The organism is Methanofollis formosanus (assembly GCF_019633745.1).
Classification (GTDB): Archaea; Halobacteriota; Methanomicrobia; order Methanomicrobiales; family Methanofollaceae; genus Methanofollis; species Methanofollis formosanus.
On the sequence record NZ_CP037968.1, the window covers coordinates 2,123,223 to 2,141,999 of the forward strand.

Annotated in this window: 13 protein-coding genes, 1 tRNA gene and 2 rRNA genes; 8 read left to right on the forward strand and 8 right to left on the reverse strand. The window is 59.3% G+C overall.

What is annotated here, in order from left to right; translation table 11 throughout:
- Positions 1 to 42 precede the first annotated feature (42 nt).
- From purQ to cofG, 4 genes are read right to left on the reverse strand one after another with little or no spacing between them, the layout of a single operon-like run.
- Complete coding sequence (gene purQ / locus E2N92_RS09690; protein WP_220680980.1) at positions 43 to 744, reverse strand: phosphoribosylformylglycinamidine synthase I; 702 nt, start codon at positions 742 to 744, stop codon at positions 43 to 45.
- Positions 741 to 986 carry a phosphoribosylformylglycinamidine synthase subunit PurS gene (gene purS / locus E2N92_RS09695; RefSeq protein ID WP_220680981.1) on the reverse strand — a complete coding sequence of 82 codons (246 nt, stop codon included), beginning with the start codon at positions 984 to 986 and terminating at the stop codon, positions 741 to 743. Before purS ends, purQ begins: the two co-directional genes overlap by 4 nt.
- Before the next feature lie 4 nt (positions 987 to 990).
- On the reverse strand, positions 991 to 1,701 hold the full coding sequence (gene purC, locus E2N92_RS09700) for a phosphoribosylaminoimidazolesuccinocarboxamide synthase (RefSeq protein ID WP_220680982.1): 711 nt from the start codon (positions 1,699 to 1,701) through the stop codon (positions 991 to 993).
- Complete coding sequence (cofG, locus tag E2N92_RS09705; RefSeq protein WP_220680983.1) at positions 1,698 to 2,681, reverse strand: 7,8-didemethyl-8-hydroxy-5-deazariboflavin synthase subunit CofG; 984 nt, start codon at positions 2,679 to 2,681, stop codon at positions 1,698 to 1,700. The genes purC and cofG overlap by 4 nt, the downstream gene beginning before the upstream one ends.
- A gap of 141 nt (positions 2,682 to 2,822) precedes the next feature.
- Here cofG and cofC point away from each other — a divergent pair, with 141 nt between their 5' ends.
- Positions 2,823 to 3,467 carry a 2-phospho-L-lactate guanylyltransferase gene (cofC, locus tag E2N92_RS09710; RefSeq protein WP_220680984.1) on the forward strand — a complete coding sequence of 215 codons (645 nt, stop codon included), beginning with the start codon at positions 2,823 to 2,825 and terminating at the stop codon, positions 3,465 to 3,467.
- On the opposite strand, the gene cofE is transcribed toward cofC, so the two are convergent.
- Genes cofE through glyA form a run of 4 tightly spaced genes read right to left on the reverse strand, consistent with a single transcriptional unit; the run spans position 3,393 to position 7,070 of the window.
- A complete protein-coding gene (cofE, locus tag E2N92_RS09715; RefSeq protein ID WP_220680985.1) occupies positions 3,393 to 4,196 on the reverse strand; it encodes a coenzyme F420-0:L-glutamate ligase in 804 nt (267 codons plus the stop codon). The genes cofC and cofE overlap by 75 nt on opposite strands.
- Complete coding sequence (gene folP / locus E2N92_RS09720; protein WP_220680986.1) at positions 4,193 to 5,002, reverse strand: dihydropteroate synthase; 810 nt, start codon at positions 5,000 to 5,002, stop codon at positions 4,193 to 4,195. The genes cofE and folP overlap by 4 nt, the downstream gene beginning before the upstream one ends.
- Complete coding sequence (gene folD / locus E2N92_RS09725) at positions 4,984 to 5,829, reverse strand: bifunctional methylenetetrahydrofolate dehydrogenase/methenyltetrahydrofolate cyclohydrolase FolD (RefSeq protein ID WP_220680987.1); 846 nt, start codon at positions 5,827 to 5,829, stop codon at positions 4,984 to 4,986. The genes folP and folD overlap by 19 nt, the downstream gene beginning before the upstream one ends.
- Positions 5,826 to 7,070, reverse strand: a complete 1,245-nt coding sequence (glyA, locus tag E2N92_RS09730) for a serine hydroxymethyltransferase (RefSeq protein WP_220680988.1) — start codon at positions 7,068 to 7,070, stop codon at positions 5,826 to 5,828. Before glyA ends, folD begins: the two co-directional genes overlap by 4 nt.
- A gap of 923 nt (positions 7,071 to 7,993) precedes the next feature.
- On the opposite strand from glyA, the gene E2N92_RS09735 reads away from it, so the two are divergent.
- The 7 genes from E2N92_RS09735 (at position 7,994) to E2N92_RS09765 (ending at position 18,717) form a co-directional block, all read left to right on the forward strand.
- A complete protein-coding gene (locus E2N92_RS09735; protein ID WP_220680989.1) occupies positions 7,994 to 8,560 on the forward strand; it encodes a DUF7518 family protein in 567 nt (188 codons plus the stop codon).
- 11 nt (positions 8,561 to 8,571) lie between these two features.
- The gene (gene smc / locus E2N92_RS09740) at positions 8,572 to 12,012 is read left to right on the forward strand and encodes a chromosome segregation protein SMC (RefSeq protein ID WP_220680990.1); all 3,441 of its coding nucleotides are present in this window, start codon (positions 8,572 to 8,574) and stop codon (positions 12,010 to 12,012) included.
- On the forward strand, positions 12,005 to 12,724 hold the full coding sequence (locus E2N92_RS09745; protein ID WP_220680991.1) for a segregation/condensation protein A: 720 nt from the start codon (positions 12,005 to 12,007) through the stop codon (positions 12,722 to 12,724). Before smc ends, E2N92_RS09745 begins: the two co-directional genes overlap by 8 nt.
- Positions 12,702 to 13,184, forward strand: coding sequence for an SMC-Scp complex subunit ScpB (scpB, locus tag E2N92_RS09750; protein ID WP_220680992.1), 483 nt, complete (start codon positions 12,702 to 12,704; stop codon positions 13,182 to 13,184). The genes E2N92_RS09745 and scpB overlap by 23 nt, the downstream gene beginning before the upstream one ends.
- 905 nt (positions 13,185 to 14,089) lie before the next feature.
- Positions 14,090 to 15,556, forward strand: a 16S ribosomal RNA gene (locus E2N92_RS09755).
- Between the two features lie 61 nt (positions 15,557 to 15,617).
- Positions 15,618 to 15,689 (forward strand) — tRNA-Ala (locus E2N92_RS09760).
- Positions 15,690 to 15,799: 110 nt separating this feature from the next.
- Positions 15,800 to 18,717 (forward strand): 23S ribosomal RNA (locus E2N92_RS09765).
- The 16S and 23S rRNA genes sit together here with 1 tRNA gene alongside, the layout of an rRNA operon.
- Positions 18,718 to 18,777 lie beyond the last annotated feature (60 nt).

The following is an 18,777-nucleotide window of genomic DNA, read 5'->3' on the forward strand; positions in this document are numbered from 1 at the left end:
TCCACGGCCCTCGATCAAAAAAAGTATTTCAGGATTTTTTGCTCACTCGCGCTCTTCGATGCTCTTGATCATCCCGAGGAAGACCTTCTTCCCGTCGGCCGATCCGAGCACCTCCTCTGAGGCCCGCTCCGGGTGGGGCATCATGCAGAGGACATTGCGGGCAGGCCCGCCGAGGACCCCGGTGATGTTTTCCGCGGCGCCGTTCGGGTTCACGGCCGGGGTCACCTCGCCCTGCTCGTCGCAGAAACGGAACGCCACTCTCTCCTCGGCGTTGAGCCTGGCGAGTTCTTCAGGTGAGGCGACGTACCGGCCTTCCTTGTGGGCGATCGGGATCCTGACCACCTCGCCCTTCTTGAAGAGACGGGTGAACGGCGAGGTGTTCTCCTCGACACGCAGGCAGACCGGTTTGCAGATGAAGGTCGGGCTGGCATTTATCGTGAAGATGCCCGGCACCATCCCGCTCTCCGCCCCGATCTGTGCGCCGTTGCAGATCCCGAGGACCAGTCCGCCGGCCTGCGCATGCCTGACCACCGCGTCCATGACCCCGGTCCGTGCGGCGATCGCCCCGGCCCTGAGATAGTCACCGTAGCTGAATCCGCCGGGGAGGACGATCGCGTCGTAGTCCTCTTTGAGTCCGTCCTTGTACCAGACAAGATCGCAGTCGACCCCGCAGACCTCTGAGATGACGTACTGGACGTCGCGGTCGCAGTTGCTCCCCCCGAACTGGACCACCGCGAACTTCATGCCAGTACCTCGACCTCGTAGCGGTGGATGACCGGGTTGGCAAGGAGCCGTTCGCACATCTGCTCGACCTGCGCCTCTGCGGCCGCCCGGTCCTCCGCCTCCAGCGTGATGGTAAACACCCTGGCCGTGGAAAGTCCTTCGGTCGCAAACCCGATGTTGGCGAGGGCGTGCTGGATCGCACGCGCCTCGGGATCGAGCATCCCTTCCTTGAGTCCAATCGTAACTTTTGCGGTGAATTTCATGCTTTTACTCCTCCCCTGCGAGTCTCTTTGCCACCTCGGCATAGGTGGTCATCACGTCGCCCTTGTCGAAGCGGTAGACGTCCTTGTCCATCGAGGCATGGGTCTGCTTGTCCCAGAGACGCATCGAGTCCATCGAGATCTCGTCTCCCAGCAGGATCTCGTCGCCGTGCCGACCGAACTCGAGTTTGAAGTCGACGAGGTCGAGCCCGATTGCATCGACCTTTCCCTTGAGCAGGTCGTTGATCTTCAGGGCCGTCTGTTTCACGGCCTCGATCTCCTCGGCCGTCATGAAGCCGAGCGCCACGATGATCTCGTCGTTGATCATCGGGTCGTGCCGCTCGTCGTCCTTGTAGTCCAGGACGATCACCGGCGGGTCGAGGGGTGTGCCCTCCTCGATGGGGTAGTTGCGGACCAGCGAACCGGCGGCGATGTTGCGGACGATCACCTCGACCGGGATCATCTCCAGCGGCCTGACGATCATCGTCCGCTCGTCCTCCATCCTGACGAAGTGGCTCCTAACGCCGTTCTCCTCCAGGTACCTGAAGAGGTACGCCGAGACCTTCGCGTTGTAGACTCCCTTGGAAGAGAGTTCGTCTTTCTTTGCACCGTCAAAGGCGGTGATATCGTCCCTGAACTTCACGATCAGTTCGTCGGGGTTTTCAGAGCGGAAGATGGACTTCGCCTTTCCGCGGTAGATGGGTTCCTGTTCAGTCACAATGACCTCTCCTCAATTTCTTTCTGGAGTCTGTGGATGAGAGGGGCGATGGTATCGGAGTACCAGCCCATCTCGATGAACCTCGGATAGATACAGAGCCGCTCGCGCAGGGCTGCATCCCCGACGATCTTTTTGAGCCCCTCGATCTGGGGCCAGGGGTGCTCGGGGTTGACGTAGTCGATAGTGAGCGGCGAGACCCCGCCGAGGTCGTCGACCCCACACCTGATGAGCCGCTCTGCATCGGCAAGGTTCGGGGGGATCTGGACGGCAACTTCCCGGGGAAGGATCTCGCGGGCAAGGGAGATCGTCCCGGCCATCTCCTCGCTCGATGCCGGGGCGGCGTTCCCCATGTCCGTCCCCTCCTTCGGGCAGAAGTTCTGGATGATGACCTCCTGGATGTGCCCGTACCGTCTCTGCAGGTCGGCGATCACCTCGAGCGACTCCTCGCGGTCGGCCGGAGTCTCGCCGATCCCGATGAGCAGACCGGTGGTGAACGGGATCCTGAGCCTGCCCGCCTCCTCGATCATCTCGATCCGCACCGCCGGATCCTTGCCCGGCGAGTGGCGGTGGGCCGGGACATCCGCCGTCGTCTCAAGCATCAGTCCCATGCTCGCATTCACCTCCCTGAACCGTTCGAGTTCAGCGGCGGTGAGGATGCCCGCGTTGGTGTGCGGCAGGACGCCGGCCCTGATGGCATACAGGCAGAGGTCGTAACAATAGTCAAGAATATCGGCATAGCCGAGCGCGGCAAGGTGGTCAGAGAAGCCGGGCACCTCCCCGGGCCGTTCCCCGAAGGTGAAGAGGGCCTCCGTGCAGCCGAGGCGGGCGCCGGTGTCGATGGTCCGGTGCGCCTCGTCAGGCGGCAGCACGCACCCCGCCCCCGTAGCCTGCCTGAAGCAGCAATAGCCGCAGGCGTTCTGGCAGACGTGGGTGAGGGGAAGGAAGACGTTGCGTGAATAGGTGATCACCTTGCGGTGCATGCAGGTACCATTTCCCTTCCACCTTCTTGTAACCTTCGCGATTGGGTGCCTGCCCATCGCGGAAGGGGTGAGAATGGCCCGGGTTTCTGGGTACTCCCGTTCCGATTGCTTTTTGCATCTATCTGGCCAACTCTCTCTGAAATGGCCATAGACGCGATCATACCGTTCAAGCCGAAGAACCCCAAGACCCGCCTCTCCTGCATCCTGGAACAGGAGGAGCGGGAGGCGTTCGCACGCGCCATGCTCTCGGACGTCCTCGCCGCCGTCCGTGCTGCAGGCTGCGCCCCCACTCTTCTCAGCACCGGCCCCTTCGAGCACCCCGACGCCGCCGTCGTCGAGGACCCGGCGGGACTCAACGAGTCCCTCAACCGCGTCCTTGCCGCCGCGCACAATCCGGTCCTCATCATCATGGCAGACCTCCCTCTCGCCACCCCCGAGGCGGTCGCCCGGATGGTCGGCACCGATGCCTCGATGGCGATCGCCCCCGGCCTGGGCGGCGGGACCAACGCGATCTTCGTGAAAGAGCCTTCCCGGTACCATGTGGACTATTATGGCGCGAGTTTCTGCAAGCACATGGCGATCGCCGCGGAGGCAGGCCTCTCCTGCGAGGTCACCGACTCGTTCAGGCTTCACACCGACGTCGACGAAAAAGAAGATCTCGTCGAGGTCCTGATCCACGGGCAGGGTTCTGCCGCGTGCAGGTGCCTCGAGTCACTCGGGTTTGCCCTCTCCATCGAACGCGGCCGGGTCGGCGTGGAGCGCCGCACCCATAAAGAGACACTCTGACGCGTCGATCGTGGGGATCCCATATTCTTCGTTGAGTTCGATCCCCGTGCCGCGCACCAGCACGGCCGGGACGCACTCGTCCGCCTCGCCCATCAGGAGTTCGGCCGCCGAGGCCAGGCAGTCCCCGACGGCGCGCTTGGTCACCTCGAGTTCGCGGCCGAAGAGGTCGCGTCTGCCCGACTCGTCGACGACGGCCGAGAGCCCCGCGCATCCGATGGCGACGCCACTGCATCCGAGACGCATCGCATGGGTGCGCGAGTCGATGACGAGCACCCCGGTGTTCACGCCGAGTCGTGCGCGCACCGCCGCCCGCACCCGTCCGGCCGAGGCGTCGGGGTCTCGGGGGAGGGGGACGACCGTCCCGTCAGGGGCGTTCGAGTGATCCGCGCCGGCGTTCGGGAGGAGGGTGCCGTTCTTGAGCGTGAGCAAAAATCCGGGGATCCCGCCGACCACCCGGTCGCTCTCGCGGAGGACCACCTCGGTGATCGCCGGGTCGATGGCATAGCGCTCGGCAAGGCGACGCGCTTCGTCGGAGGGGACGACCTCGTCGAGACGGACTGTCCTCCCCTCGGCCGTCGCCACCGCGGACTCGGCGAGCAGGAGGATGTCGCCGTCTCTGATCCCTCCACACGCTGCGGCCTCTGCGGCCGCGACGACCTTCTCCGCGACGTCGTCGCCCTCCCGGATCAGTCCGGTCTCCAGGGCATAGACCGCATACCACCGGCTCATCCGTTCATCTCCATCTTCTCGACCACCAGGATCGTGTCTCTCGTCGCGGCCACGTCGTGCGCCCTCACCATGTCGGCGTGCGGCAGGAGCCTGGCCGTGACCGCGAGGGTGGCGGCCAGACGCTCCTCTGAAGGTCGGCCGACGAGGTCGCCGAGGTAGGACTTTCTTGAGATGGCGATGAGGATCGGTCGGCCGAGTTCCTGAAATCGGTCGAAGTGGCGGCAGAGGTCCCAGTCGTCGTCGAAGGTCCGTTCAGCCGTCCAGTTCCCGACGGCCGGGTCGAGGATGAGGTCGATGATCCCGGCACGCTCGGCCCGCGCGCTCACTTCTCTGAGGGCGTCGAGGGTCGCCTCCGTCCCGCGCGGGTCGCCGGGCCGGTGCAGGGCCGCCATCCCGATGACCGGGAGGCCGGAGTCGGCGGCGACGGTTGCGTACGCAGGGTCTGCAAGTCCGCCGATGTCGTTGATCACATGGACGTCGTGGCGGAGGCAGGCCTCCAGCACCCCGGGGTACATCGTGTCCACCGAGAGGGTGACCCCTGACCCGTCGAGGGCCGCGAGCGCGGCCGTGATCCGGTCGACCTCTTCTCTGACGGTGATCGGGACCGAGTGCGGGGCCGTGGACCGCGCACCAAGGTCGATGAGGTCGGCACCGGCGTCGATCATCTGGAAGGCGCGTTCGCGCACCGTCGTTTCAGGTACATATGAACCGGAAAAAAAAGATTCGGGGCTGCAGTTGATCACGCCCATCAGGCGGACCGGTGCGCCGCCCCCGACCTGCATCCCGTTTATTGTGCAGGGTTGCATGACCTCGCCCGGGCCGCCTTGAGAGTATTCTCCATCAGGGTGGCGATGGTCATCGGCCCGACACCGCCGGGTACCGGGGTGATGGCCGATGCCTTCCCGACCACCGAGTCAAAGTCCACATCTCCGCAGAGTTTGCCGTTCTCGTCGTGGTTGATCCCGACGTCGATGACCACGGCGCCCTCTTTGACCATCTCTCCGGTCACGAATCGTGCCTTGCCGATCCCTGAGACCAGGATGTCGGCCTGCTGCATGATCCGGGTGAGGTCGCGGGTCCTGGAGTGGCAGATCGTCACCGTTGCGTCGGCGTTGAGGAGCAGGGCGGCCATCGGCCGTCCGACATCCACACTCCGCCCCACCACGACGGCGTTCTTTCCGGCGATCTCGATCCCGTACTCGGCGAGCATCGTCATGATCCCCTGCGGGGTGCAGGGGACGAGTTCGGGATGGCCTGAATAAAGGCGGCCGATGCTGACCGGGTGGAACCCGTCCACGTCCTTTTCAGGGGAGACGGCGTCGATCACTGCCTGGGTGTCGACCTGCGGCGGGAGTGGAAGTTGCACCAGGATCCCGGAGACGTCCGGGTCATCGTTGAGCTTCTGCACGGTCGCCAGCACCTCGGCCGTCGTCGCCTCGGCAGGGAGTTCTGCACGGACCGAGGTGATCCCGACCTTCTCGCAGGCCTTGTGCTTCATCCTGACGTACATCTGGGATGCGGGATCCTCCCCGACCAGCACGGTGGCGAGGGAGGGGTGGATGCCCGACTCCTCGATCTCTTCTTTGAGGAGGTTCAGCCTCTTCTCAGAGAGCGTCTTGCCATTGAGTATCATTCTGTTACCGCGTAGATGGCGAACTTGCTTGCGAGCGCTTCGACCTCGGTCCTCACCTCTGCGATCTTCTCCTTGTTCTCGATGTCGTTGAGGACGGTGGCGATGAAGTGCCCGATGGCTTTCATCTCTTCTTCTTTCATGCCCCGTGAGGTGACGGCCGGGGTGCCGATCCGCAGACCGCTCGTCACGAAGGGCGAGAGGGTCTCGCGCGGGATGGTGTTCTTGTTGACGGTGATCCCGGCGTCGTGGAGTGCGTTCTCGGCCTGAAGTCCGGTGAGTCCCTTGTCGGAGAGGTCGAGGAGCATCAGGTGGTTGTCGGTGCCGCCGGAGACCAGGCGGTAGCCTTCGCTGTCGAGAGTGGCGGCGAGGGTCTGTGCGTTGTTGACGACCTGTTTGCAGTAGTCCTTGTACGACTGCGACAGGGCTTCCTTGAAGCAGACCGCCTTGGCGGCGATGATGTGCATCAGCGGACCGCCCTGCAGACCGGGGAAGACCGCCTTGTTGATGGCCTGCCCGAACTCTTCACGGCACATGATCGCACCGCCGCGAGGACCGCGGAGAGTCTTGTGGGTGGTGGTGGTGGTGAAGGGGAGGACGTCGATCGGTGAGTTGTGGAGGCCGGTGGCGACGAGGCCCGCGATGTGGGCGATGTCGGCCACACAGGATGACCCGACATCTTCGGCGATCTCGCCGAAGGCCTTGAAGTCGATCTCGCGCGGGTAGGCCGAGGCGCCGCAGACGATCATCTGGGGTTTCTCTTTCCTGGCCATATCGGCGAGGGCCGCGTAGTCGATGACCTCGGTCTCATGGTCGACGCCGTACTGGACGACGTCGTACATCTTGCCTGAGAAACTCACCGGCGAACCGTGGGAGAGGTGGCCGCCCTCGGAGAGCTTCATGGACATGATCTTGTCGCCGTAGTTGATGGTAGAGAAGTAGACTGCCATGTTGGCGCCTGAACCCGAGTGGGGCTGTACGTTGGCGTACTCGGCACCGAAGAGTTTGCAGAGTCGGTCTTTTGCGAGGTTCTCGATGATGTCGTAATACTCGCAACCCCCGTAGTAGCGCTTGCCAGGGTAGCCTTCTGCATATTTGTTGGTCAGGATCGAACCGGCGGTCTCGAGGACGGCCTTCGAGACAACGTTCTCGGATGCGATCAGTTCGAGCCCGTTTGTCTGGCGCAGGCGCTCTTTCTCGATGAGCGCTGCGATTTCAGGATCGGTATTGGCAAGACTAGACATGTACAAGAAAGTTGTATTGCTAGGTATTATGTCTTCGTCCGGTTGCATCGGGGGATGTTTGAGGGCGGGAACAGGGGGCGGCCCGGCATCGGGGAGGTACGTCCCGGGGCTGTAGAAGTATCATGGTTGTCCTCGTTTGCATGGGTTTATCATGAGGTCATCCAGGTGCACTCTCCGGTCCAGCCCTCGTAAAGAAGGGCGACGACTGATGGTGGAGAGATCCCCCCCTCTTCGTCGTGCAAACAGGCTTTGTAGAATCAGGCATGAGCCGAGAGCATGCTTCAGGCATGCCACATGAAACGTTTATCATGGAGCATATCTCCAAAGTAGCCGGGGCTCGATCAATCACGAGATCGAGATTCTTCTCAGCGATTGTTCCTCTGCCTCCGTCACTTTAATCACCATCCCGGGGATTCCGGGGGCGTTGCCGCCGATGTGATGAACGGAGGGAGACATGATGATCCGATGTGCCGCCCACAGAGAGAATAAAGCGTGTTTCCTTGCTCTCTCTCGCGCCGGGGGTTTCACCCCCGGACCCCCACGACGAAGATAGATGGGGGCGGCGATGGAGCACGATCCCCCCCAGATTCTCCTGTCTTGAATAGAGAGAGCAAACGACGAGAAATTTTCATCCCGTATGCTTGACCTCCCTGGGTTTGTGCTCGATACTGCACCGTCCTGGATTGGGACGGGGGGCAGAGAGGGGATTATGAAGAGAATGGTATCGTTCCCGACGCCTTCTTCATGCGCGGCGAGTGGGGGCTCTCTTTCAGGTGTGTTCCTGGGGTGCAACTCGATCGGGTATCAGGATTGATCTGCAAAGGGCCGGTTTATCTCTTATCTCGCATTTGTTGCAGGAATGCCGGAGGATAAGAGCACAAGGATTATAGGTCAATACAATCATCATTATCTCGAGGGACAATATGCTCAAAAAAGATGCAAAAGTAAAATTTCTTGAGCATCAACTTGAAGAGAGGGAGCGGGAGATAGTATCCATGCAGGGCGCGGAGAAGACTTTTGTCAACCAGGAAGACGAGCGGATCTACCGGCTCGAGCAGCGTGTGAGGGATCTTGAAGCCCTGGTCAAGGGGTTGACCGAGGAGGTGCTGGACCTCAAGACCATCACAATGAAACTCTATCGGGCCTATGAGACGAAGGCCGCCGAGAAGCCCAGGCCCAGGGTTATGGTGGAGGAACAGCCCGAGGAGAAGAAGGTGCAGCCTGCACCGGCCCCGGTACCGGTGCAGCCACCGGTGAAAGAGAGGCCCGCGGTCCGCGAAGAGGACGAGGGCGATCTGGACCTGATCATGCAGACAGACGGCACTCTCAAGCGTGAACGGCGGCATGGTTCGGACTATATCATCGCCCCCACGCGCTACCAGGCCCCCCCGAGCCTCATCGGTGGACGGAAGGGGGAGACATCCCGCAAGTCCGGCAGAAAGGGCGGGGACATCATCTTCGCTGAAGAAGACGACTCCATCACCAAATAAGGGGCTGTCGGGTGTACATTACCGGGATTGAGATCGATAACTTCAAGTCTTTTGCAAAAAAGACCAGAATCCCTTTTTTAGAGGGGTTTTCTGTCATCTCCGGCCCGAACGGTTCTGGAAAAAGCAATATTATCGACAGTCTCCTCTTCGCCCTGGCCCTCTCCAACTCGCGCGGCCTGCGGGCCGAGAAACTGACCGACCTTATCAACCTCAATTCTGGCAAAAACACCGCCGAAGTTGCGATCACCTTCTCTGACGGGACCGAGATCAGGCGGCGGATCAAACGAACGGCGTCGAACTATTATTCATACAACTATCTCAACGGCAAACTCGTCAAGCAGAACGATATCGTCGACTTCCTCGCGAAGTTCGGGGTCAAACCCGAAGGATATAATGTGGTGATGCAGGGCGACATCACCAGGATCATGGAGATGAGCGACTTCGAGCGTCGCAAGATCATCGACGAGATCGCCGGTGTCGCGGAGTTCGAGGGGAAGAAGGTCCGCGCCCTCGACGAACTCGAGGTGGTGCGCGAGCGGATCGAGCGGGAAGAGGTGGTGCTCTTTGAGCTCAACGCGAGGCTCGAGGAACTGAAGCACGAGCGCGAGCAGGCACTGGCATATCGGCACTGGCAGGAAGAATTCGAGCACTTCAAGAGTTGCCGCGCCGCGGCGCAGCTGCGCGATATGGAGAAAGAGCACGCGTCCATTCTTTCAAAGACTGCGGAGGCCGAGACCGATCTTGAACGGGCGCTATCCGATCTCGGGATCGAGCAGAACGACCTTGAGTACCTGCGCGGCGACCTCAAAGAGGTCGATGCCGAGATCAATGAGAAGAGCGGGAGCGAGTACCTGAAGATGATCTCGGCCCTGGAAGGTGCCAGGGGCAGGATCAAGGTCGCGGAAGCGACGATCGTGCGGTTGAAGAAAGAGAAAGAGGGGAACCTCGAGGGGATCAACCGTGCGTTCCTTGACGAGAAGCGGGCTTCGGAACGGGTCCAGGAATGTACCACGCAGGTTCGGACCCTCTCGGTCGACCGGGCCAACCTCTCGATGGAACTCGCGGGGGTGCAGGCGTCGGTCGGGAACCTGGAGGCCGAGATCGCACGCGGGGGGAAGGCGGCGGAAGACCTGAAGGAGCACCTCTTCTCGCTGATCCGCGAGGTCGAAGAGAAGAAGGGAACGCGCTCGGAGTATCTTCATCGGCAGGATCTCCTGATCGAGAAGAGCCGGATGCGGACGTCTGAGATCGAACGGCTCCAGGGTCGCCTTACCGAGGTGCGGTCAGGAGGCGAGAGTCTTGCTGCCGAGATCGAGAAGGCGCAGAAGGCGTCGGCCGACCTGGTGGAGAAGAAGGGTGCCCTTGACCGCGACCTCTCGAAGGCCGAGAGTGCCCTTTTTGCCAGGCGTTCGTCTCTGGAATGTATCCGCAAGGAGGTCCAGGATGCCGAGCGGGAGTTGATGCGGCTCGAGGCGCAGCAGCAGTCGCGCGGCGGGGTGGGGGGCCCCGCGCTCGAGGCGGTCCTCGGAATGGATGGGGTCTGTGGGACGGTGGCGCAGCTCGGCAGGACGCCGCCCGAGTATGCCACCGCGCTGGATGTTGCAGCCGGCGGGAAGCTGCGCTATGTCGTCGCCGAGAGCGACGGCGTGGCTTCGGAGGCGATCCGATACCTCAAGGAGCAGCGGCTCGGGCGGCTCACGTTCCTGCCGATGAACAAACTGAAAGGGCGAGAGTATCCTCCGGTGCGCGAGCCCGGCGTGATTGGGTATGCAAAGGATCTCCTCTCCTTCGACCCTGAGTATGACCTCGCCTTCCAACAGGTCTTTGGTTCGACCGTGGTCGTCGATACCCTGGAGAATGCTCGGCGGCTGATGGGCCGGTACCGGATGGTTACGCTGGAGGGCGAACTGCTGGAGCGGTCCGGGGCCATGACCGGTGGGTACCTGAAGAAGAAGCAGCAGGGAGGGTTCGGCGCGGCGGTCGAGGACGAAATTGCACGGTTGTCGATGTCTCTCGCGGAGAAACGGGAGGAGGCCACAGAGTTCGAGCGTTCGGTCGCCCGCCTCACCTCGGAAGCCGAGGACCTGCGGAAGCAGCGGTCCGGGATCGAGCAGGAGGCGGCGCGGTATGCGATGGTCCTCGAGGAGTATGAGCGGCGGGCGGCCTCCAGGCAGGGCGATGAAGAGGAACTTGTCGCCTCGCTTGCCGCGCTCAGGGCCGAGGTGGAGGAGAGTGCCGGCGAACTTGCCTCAGTCGAGGCCGCGCTCGACGGCGTGGGGGACGACCTTGCCGCCCTCGACCGGCAGGTCGCGGCCCTCAAGCAGAGACTGGAGGACACCGAGATCCCCAGGCTCACCGAGGAGTTGGGGCAGAAGCGTCGTGAGTGCGAGGGGATCGAGCGCCGCCTCCGGAACAAGGAGGCCGATATCGCCGATGCCCAGCGCGAGCGGCAGTACTTCGAGCGGCGGGTGGAAGAACTCGCCGCCGAACGCGAGCGGCTTGCCGGGAAGAATGCCGGGATCGATGCCGAGGTCATGGGGGCGGAGGCGGAGATCGAATCGGCCCGGGCCGAGATCGCCGGGCTTGAGGAGCGGCAGAAGGCGTTCTCCGCCGAACTCGACGAACTGCGGAAAAAACGTGAAGAGGTTGCTGAAGCAATCGCCGGGGCCGAGAAGCGGTGTGCCGGGCTGAATGCAAAGGCCGACCGGATCCGTCTGCTGATCGTCTCCTACCAGGAGAAGGCCGCGGGGCTGGCGGCAGAGATCGAGGGGCTGCGCGAACAGGCGGGTGAAGGGACTGACCTCTCCCTCACCGAGATCGAGGACGGGATCGCTGAGGCGGAACGGAACCTGCGCGCGATCGGAGCGGTGAACATGCTGGCCATCGAGGAATATGGGCGGGTATGTGACCGTATCGAGGAGCGGACCGGGAAGAAGGATGTGCTCTCTGCGGAGAGGACGTCGATCCTCGAGCGGATCGAGCACTTCGATACCCTGAAGTACGACTCTTTCATGGAGGCCTTCAGGGCGATCGATGCGAACTTCCGGGAGGTCTTTGCCCGTCTGACGGCGGGAAGCGGCAACCTGAACCTTGAGAACGAGGAGGATCCCTTCTCGGGGGGGCTGACGTTTGCGGTCCAGCCGCGCGGCAAGAAGGTCCAGCTCCTCTCCGCGCTTTCGGGGGGTGAGAAGTCGCTGACCACGCTGGCCTTCCTCTTCTCGATCCAGAAGTACATGCCTGCGCCGTTCTATGCCTTCGATGAGGTGGATATGTTCCTCGACGGGTCGAATGTCGAGCAGGTCGCCGCCATGATCAGGGAACTTTCCAGAAATGCCCAGTTCATCTCGGTCTCGCTGCGCAAGCCGATGATCGAGCGGGCAGACCGGATTATGGGTGTGACGATTCGCCCGGACAAGAGCACGCTGGTGACCGGTGTCGAGAACCATGCATGAGGAGCCTGTTGAGATCCTGGTCCAGCTCGCGGAGCGGGGCGAGATCGATCCCTGGAACATCGATATTGTCGATGTAACGGATCGCTTTCTCACCGAACTCGAGCGGCGCCGTGAACTCGACCTCAGGATCTCCGGACGCACCCTCTTTTTTGCGGCGACGCTGCTGCGGATGAAGTCCGAGTGCCTCACGGCAGACCCGTTTGAGGAACTGGATGAAGGGGAGGTTCTGGAAATCTCTGAGGATGACGAGGACGACTTCGGGCTTGCCGATGAGGCCGAACCGATCGAGCGGCTTGAGCGGGAGATCCAGCGGCGGATCGGACGGAAAAAGGTACGGCGCAGGCCGGTCACGCTCTATGAACTGATCACGGAGTTGAAGGCCGCAGAGAAAGAGGAGCGTCGCCGCCATCGGAAGCGCGCGCAGCAGGAGGAGGAGCCTCCGATACGCGCGAGCGACGTGGTGGCGGTGGCCCATGATGAGGACTATAAGGGTGCGACTGAGGCCGTGCTCGGGTGTTATGACGTTCTCGCTCCTGAGGGAGAGACGGTGACGGTGCGTGCCCTCTGCATGTCTCTTGAGAGGGGAACGATAGAGGTCTATATCCCGCTCCTCTTCCTCGCGCTGGAAGGGGTTGTGGCACTCTGGCAGGAAGAATACTTTGGCGATGTGTACGTGAGGAGGAATGCGAATGGACAGAGTGGCGATGCTTGAGGCCATCCTTTTTGTGGCCGATGCGCCGGTCGAGTACGGGGACGTAGCAAAGATGCTCGGGGTGCGGCGCGAGGAAGTGTCTGCGCTTGCTTCAGAACTTCAAAAGCAGTGTGAGGGGCGCGCAGCTCCTCTTGAGGTTCTTGATTCGGGTGAAACAGTCTATATGGTTCTGAAAGAGGAATACAGCGAGTTTGTCTATCCTCTGATGCGCCCGGAGATCTCCCGGGCGGTTTTGCGCACGCTTTCGGTGATCGCATACCGACAACCGATTCTCCAGAGCGACCTCGTCGAGGTGCGCGGGAGCGGGGCGTATGCGCATGTGGAGGAGCTTCTGGAGCGGGGACTGGTGGCGCGCCAGCGGAGCGGGCGGAGTTATGAGCTCCAGACGACCCCTGAATTCTCGCGTTATTTTAAAACGGCAGCACTCTCCGGGGTGCAAGAACACCTGGACCTCAGGTAGGTATTTATGTCGGGCCTTACAACATTGTAAGGTCGTGTCTGAGACGGTTTCCAGAGAACCGCTCGTGTGGTAGTTCTCTGGGGATTATATTCTTGATTCTGGCCTCGGGCTGGAGTCGAAGGGTATATATGCGTCGAAGATCAACATGATTGACGCACAAGGTGGCTCGGGCGGGTTGCAACGCAATCGGTCCGAAATTGGTTCTTGTCTTCGGATGATCTTCCTTTAACGCATCCCTCCGGGGGTGTGACTGCGAAGGTTTATATCTGAAAACGTCCAATATTGTTACCTCACAAAGTGACTGGGGTTCGATGAATCCGGCGAGTTCGGAATCGAGCCTTGATGGAACCTGAGGCATCAGGTATGATCTTCCTTTAACGCATCCCTCTGGGGGTGTGACTGCGAAGGTTTATATCCTGGATCGCCCAATACTGTTATCTCTCAACGAGCAAACAATGTGGGAACTTCGTGGCAGAAAAGGTTTATATGCCATGACGTCCAATGTTGTTAGCACGCAAGGTGACAGGCGCCGACGAATCCGGTCTCCCGGAATCGGCGTCGGGCAGTTCTGAGATGTTTTCTTTCTCCGCTTCGGCGGGGCGAAGGTTTATATTCTCAGAAGTGAAACATAATATGCCTCAAGGGTGACCTCGAGCCAAGTAATTGGTTCGAGACAGTGACTCCAAAGGTTTATAACCTCTGAAGTCTAATACTGTATCCCCAAGAAGTCACTCGGGTGCGATAAAGTTCGCCCCTGACAAGGGACACAGGGCTCGGTCCTGTGTTTCGATGGAGAATCAAAATCACTGAAAATGGTCAGTGTTGGTTCTGACGTTGGCACTAGCAATGCGGAAATCTATCTAGCAACCGCTAATCCCTTTAAGATATAAGTGTGCTTACTTCAAATTCTGGTTGATCCTGCCAGAGGCCACTGCTATCGGGGTTCGACTAATCCATGCGAGTCGAGAGGGTTCGGCCCTCGGCGTACTGCTCAGTAACACGTGGACAACCTGCCCTAAGGTGAGGGATAACCCCGGGAAACTGGGGATAATACCTCATAGTTTACAGATGCTGGAATGCTCTGTAGGTCAAAGGTCAGCCGCCTTAGGATGGGTCTGCGGCCGATTAGGTAGTTGTTGGGGTAAAGGCCCAACAAGCCTGTAATCGGTACGGGTTGTGGGAGCAAGAGCCCGGAGATGGATTCTGAGACACGAATCCAGGCCCTACGGGGCGCAGCAGGAGCGGAAACTTTACAATGCAGGAAACTGTGATAAGGGAACCCCGAGTGCCCGTATGGACGGGCTGTTCAGGTGCGTAAAAAACACCTAGAGAAAGGGCCGGGCAAGACCGGTGCCAGCCGCCGCGGTAATACCGGCGGCTCGAGTGGTGGCCACTATTACTGGGCTTAAAGCGTCCGTAGCTGGGTAGTTAAGTCTCTTGGGAAATCTTCCGGCTTAACCGAAAGGCGTCTAAGAGATACTGGCTACCTAGGGATCGGGAGAGGTGAGAGGTACTCTGGGGGTAGGAGTGAAATCCTGTAATCCTTAGGGGACCACCTGTGGCGAAGGCGTCTCACCAGAACGACTCCGACAGTGAGGGACGAAAGCTGGGGGAGCAAACCGGATTAGATACCCGGGTAGTCCCAGCCGTAAACGATGCGTGTTAGGTGTATCGGTGACCACGAGTTACCGAGGTGCCGAAGGGAAACCGTGAAACGCGCCGCCTGGGAAGTACGGTCGCAAGGCTGAAACTTAAAGGAATTGGCGGGGGAGCACCACAACGGGTGGAGCCTGCGGTTTAATTGGACTCAACGCCGGGCAGCTCACCGGGTAGGACAGCGAAATGATAGCCGGGCTGAAGACTCTGCTTGATCAGCTGAGAGGAGGTGCATGGCCGTCGTCAGTTCGTACTGTGAAGCATCCTGTTAAGTCAGGCAACGAGCGAGACCCACGCCAACAGTTGCCAGCATGGTCTCTGGACTGATGGGGACACTGTTGGGACCGCCTCTGCTAAAGAGGAGGAAGGAATGGGCAACGGTAGGTCAGCATGCCCCGAATTACCCGGGCTACACGCGGGCTACAATGGTCAGGACAATGGGTTCCGACACCGAAAGGTGAAGGCAATCCCCTAAACCTGTCCTTAGTTCGGATTGTGGGCTGCAACTCGCCCACATGAAGCTGGAATCCGTAGTAATCGCGTTTCAAGATAGCGCGGTGAATCTGTCCCTGCTCCTTGCACACACCGCCCGTCAAACCACCCGAGTGGGGTTTGGGTGAGGCTGTGGTCGTTGCCACAGTCGAATCTAGGTTCCGCAAGGGGGGTTAAGTCGTAACAAGGTAGCCGTAGGGGAATCTGCGGCTGGATCACCTCCTAACGAAATCGGGTTCGCGGTTGTTAGATAGACCGTAAAGTTGCTAGTGTCAAGAAGGGAGCGGGCTCATAGATCAGTGGTAGATCGCCGCCTTTGCGAGGCGGAGGCCGAGGGTTCAAATCCCCCTGAGTCCACTTTCAATGCACCTGGAGACGCAAGTCACCAGGGAAGGGCTGAAGGTCAAGCCAATGACCTGAAGAAGCCGTGTAAAGGGAATGCACATCGGGCGTCAAATGGGTTCAGCGGAACGCTGGAACCACGCCTGTCAGTGGATGGCTCGGTTCGAGTGCCGAAGAAGGGCGTGCCAAGCTGCGATAAGCTCCGGGGAGAGGCAAGGAATCTACGATCCGGAGATTCCCTAATGGGACATCCCAACATTTCGGTGTTGATCCGTAAGGATCGGGAACGCCCCGAATTGAAACATCTCAGTAGGGGCAGGAAAAGAAATCAACCGAGATGTCGTGAGTAAAGGCGATTGAAAGCGACATAGTTCAAACCGAATCCCTTCGGGGACATGTGGTGTGGTAGGCCTACCGTCTGGATGATGCAGTGAAGTGGAAGTCCTCTGGAAAGAGGTACCAGAGAGGGTGATAGTCCCGTACACGTAAGCTAATTCGTCCTGGTAGTGTCCTGAGTACCGTGGGTTGGAATTCTCGCGGGAATCTGGGGGTCATCAACCTCCAAAACTAAATACAACTCGAAACCGATAGCGTAGTAGTAGCGTGAGCGAAGGCTGAAAAGTAACCCTGAAAAGGTGGTTAAAAGTGCCTGAAACTGACAGGTTACAGTGTGTTATGGCGCGAAAGGATCTTCTGCATGAAGGAACCCGTCGCGAGGCGGTAGTACGGGTGCAGTTGCCAGTGTCATAACTTACGTTTTGAAGAATGGGCCAGAGAGTTAGTCTCGTTGGCGAAGGTTAACCGTAGAGGGAAGCCGGAGCGAAAGCAACAAGTCCGTAGCCTTCGGGTGTGGGACGGCGTATTAAAAGTGCGTGGAGTCAATGGGGCTAGACCCGAAGCCGGGTGATCTATGCGTGGGCAGGTTGAAGCGTGACGAAAGTTGCGTGGAGGACCGCATGAGGTTTTGATATACAAATCATTCTCGTGACCTGTGTATAGGAGTGAAAGATTCATCGAACCCGGCATCCGCTGGTTCCTTCCGAAACATGCCGTAGCATGACCTGGCCGGAGATAGTCGGTGAGGTAGAGCACTGATTGGGGATCCCGGGGAAGAAATTCCTCGCTCTCCTGTCAAACTCCAAACTCCCCGACGTCGTGGATGGCTGGAAGTCCGCATTACGGGGTAAGCTTGTAATGCGTAAGGGAAACAACCCAGACCGTGGTTAATGTCCCTCAATGTAGGCTAAGTGTCAATACTGAAAGGCGTCCTAGGCCAAAAACAACTGGGAGGTGAGCTTAGAAGCAGCTACCCTTCAAAAAGTGCGTAACAGCTTACCAGTCTAGGTTTAGGGCACTGAAAATGGACGGGGCTAAAGCCTACTACAGAGACCACGGAGCACCGCAAGGTGATCTAGTAGGAAGGCGTCCTGCATGGGAAGAAGCAGGGTCGTAAGTTCCTGTGGACCGTGTAGGAATGAGAATTCTGGCAGTAGTAGAAGCAAAGATGGGTGAGAATCCCATCCGCCGGAGGGGCTAGGTTTCCTCGGCAATGTTCGTCAGCCGAGGGTTAGTCGGTCCTAAGTTGCACCGTAACGCGAGTGCAGCGAAAGGGAAACAGGTTAATATTCCTGTACCATTTGGTCTTTGCGAAAGCACTGACACTTTGGGATATGCCAAGCAAGGTTGTCGCCTTGTCTAAGCATCTAAGTCCGGGGAGTACCGTTATGGTGAGAACCGGGTGAAAGTGTGATGGGGTAACTCGGCAAATTCCTGGAGTCCATGAAAAGGTGACCAAATGTCCGTACCGAGAACTGACACAGGTGCCCCTAGCTGAAAAGGCTAAGGCGTGTCGGATAAATCGTGTTTAGGGAACTCGGCAAATTGGCCCCGTAACTTCGGAAGAAGGGGTGCCTGCCTGGTGATCAGGCAGGTCGCAGTGACCAGGGGGCTCTGACTGTCTAATAACAACATAGCTGACTGCAACTCCGTAAGGACTAGTATAGTCGGTGATTCCTGCCCAGTGCGAGTATCTGAACACTGGTTTCAACCGGACGAAGGACTCGTAAACGGCGGGGGTAACTATGACCCTCTTAAGGTAGCGTAGTACCTTGTCGCTTAATTGGCGACTTGCATGAATGGATTAACGAGAGCCCTACTGTCCCAAACACGAATCCGTTGAACCTTTTATCCTGGTGCAGAGGCCAGGGACCCCAAATGGGAAGTGAAGACCCCGTGGAGCTTTACTGCAGCCTGTCGCTGTGTTACGGTATTCCTTGCGCAGTGTAGATGGGAGGCGTCGATCCGTCCCTTGTGGGGGGCGGGGAGCCAACGATGAGACACCATCCTTGGTTTACTGTAGCACTAACTCTCTTGAGGACAACGATAGGTAGGCAGTTTGGGTGGGGCGCCACACCCTCGAAAAGATATCAAGGGTGCCCTAAGGTCAACTCATGTGAGTCAGAAACTCACAGAAGAGTGTCAAGAGCAAAAGTTGGCCTGACGCGATTCCGAATAGCAAGGAATCGCGAGAGGAAACTCGGGTCTAACGAACCAATACGCCTTTTTGATGAGGGCTATTGACGACAGAAAAGCTACCCCGGGGATAACAGAGTCGTCGCCGGCAAGAGCACATATCGACCCGGCGGCTTGCTACCTCGATGTCGGTTCTTTCCATCCTGGCTGTGCAGCAGCAGCCAAGGGTGAGGTTGTTCGCCTATTAAAGGGGATCGTGAGCTGGGTTTAGACCGTCGTGAGACAGGTCGGTTACTATCTATTTGGGGTGTTTGGAGTCTGAGGGTAAGAAAGAAATAGTACGAGAGGAACTTTCTTTCGTCGCCTCTGGTCGACCGGTTGTCTGACAAGGCAGTGCCGGGCAGCTACGCGATAAGGGGTAAAAGCTGAAAGCATCTAAGCTTGAAACCCGGCCCAAAAAGAGACTCCGTTGAGGACATGGGTAAAAGACCCGCTTGATAGGCTTGGGATGTAAGCACGGAGGTAACGACGTGTTCAGTCCGCAAGTACTAACGTCCAAATCCAGTCTTCCGTTGAACCCAGACGAAATCCGATGTGCATACCCTTAAATTCTATGATGTCTAACATCATA

Coding starts and splice junctions, on each gene's coding strand:
- purQ (WP_220680980.1), bottom strand. CDS start 744: ATGAAGTTCGCGGTGGTCCAGTTCGGGGGGAGCAACTGCGACCGCGAC.
- purS (WP_220680981.1), bottom strand. CDS start 986: ATGAAATTCACCGCAAAAGTTACGATTGGACTCAAGGAAGGGATGCTC.
- cofG (WP_220680983.1), bottom strand. CDS start 2,681: ATGCACCGCAAGGTGATCACCTATTCACGCAACGTCTTCCTTCCCCTC.
- cofC (WP_220680984.1), top strand. CDS start 2,823: ATGGCCATAGACGCGATCATACCGTTCAAGCCGAAGAACCCCAAGACC.
- cofE (WP_220680985.1), bottom strand. CDS start 4,196: ATGAGCCGGTGGTATGCGGTCTATGCCCTGGAGACCGGACTGATCCGG.
- folP (WP_220680986.1), bottom strand. CDS start 5,002: ATGCAACCCTGCACAATAAACGGGATGCAGGTCGGGGGCGGCGCACCG.
- folD (WP_220680987.1), bottom strand. CDS start 5,829: ATGATACTCAATGGCAAGACGCTCTCTGAGAAGAGGCTGAACCTCCTC.
- glyA (WP_220680988.1), bottom strand. CDS start 7,070: ATGTCTAGTCTTGCCAATACCGATCCTGAAATCGCAGCGCTCATCGAG.
- E2N92_RS09735 (WP_220680989.1), top strand. CDS start 7,994: ATGCTCAAAAAAGATGCAAAAGTAAAATTTCTTGAGCATCAACTTGAA.
- E2N92_RS09745 (WP_220680991.1), top strand. CDS start 12,005: ATGCATGAGGAGCCTGTTGAGATCCTGGTCCAGCTCGCGGAGCGGGGC.
- scpB (WP_220680992.1), top strand. CDS start 12,702: ATGGACAGAGTGGCGATGCTTGAGGCCATCCTTTTTGTGGCCGATGCG.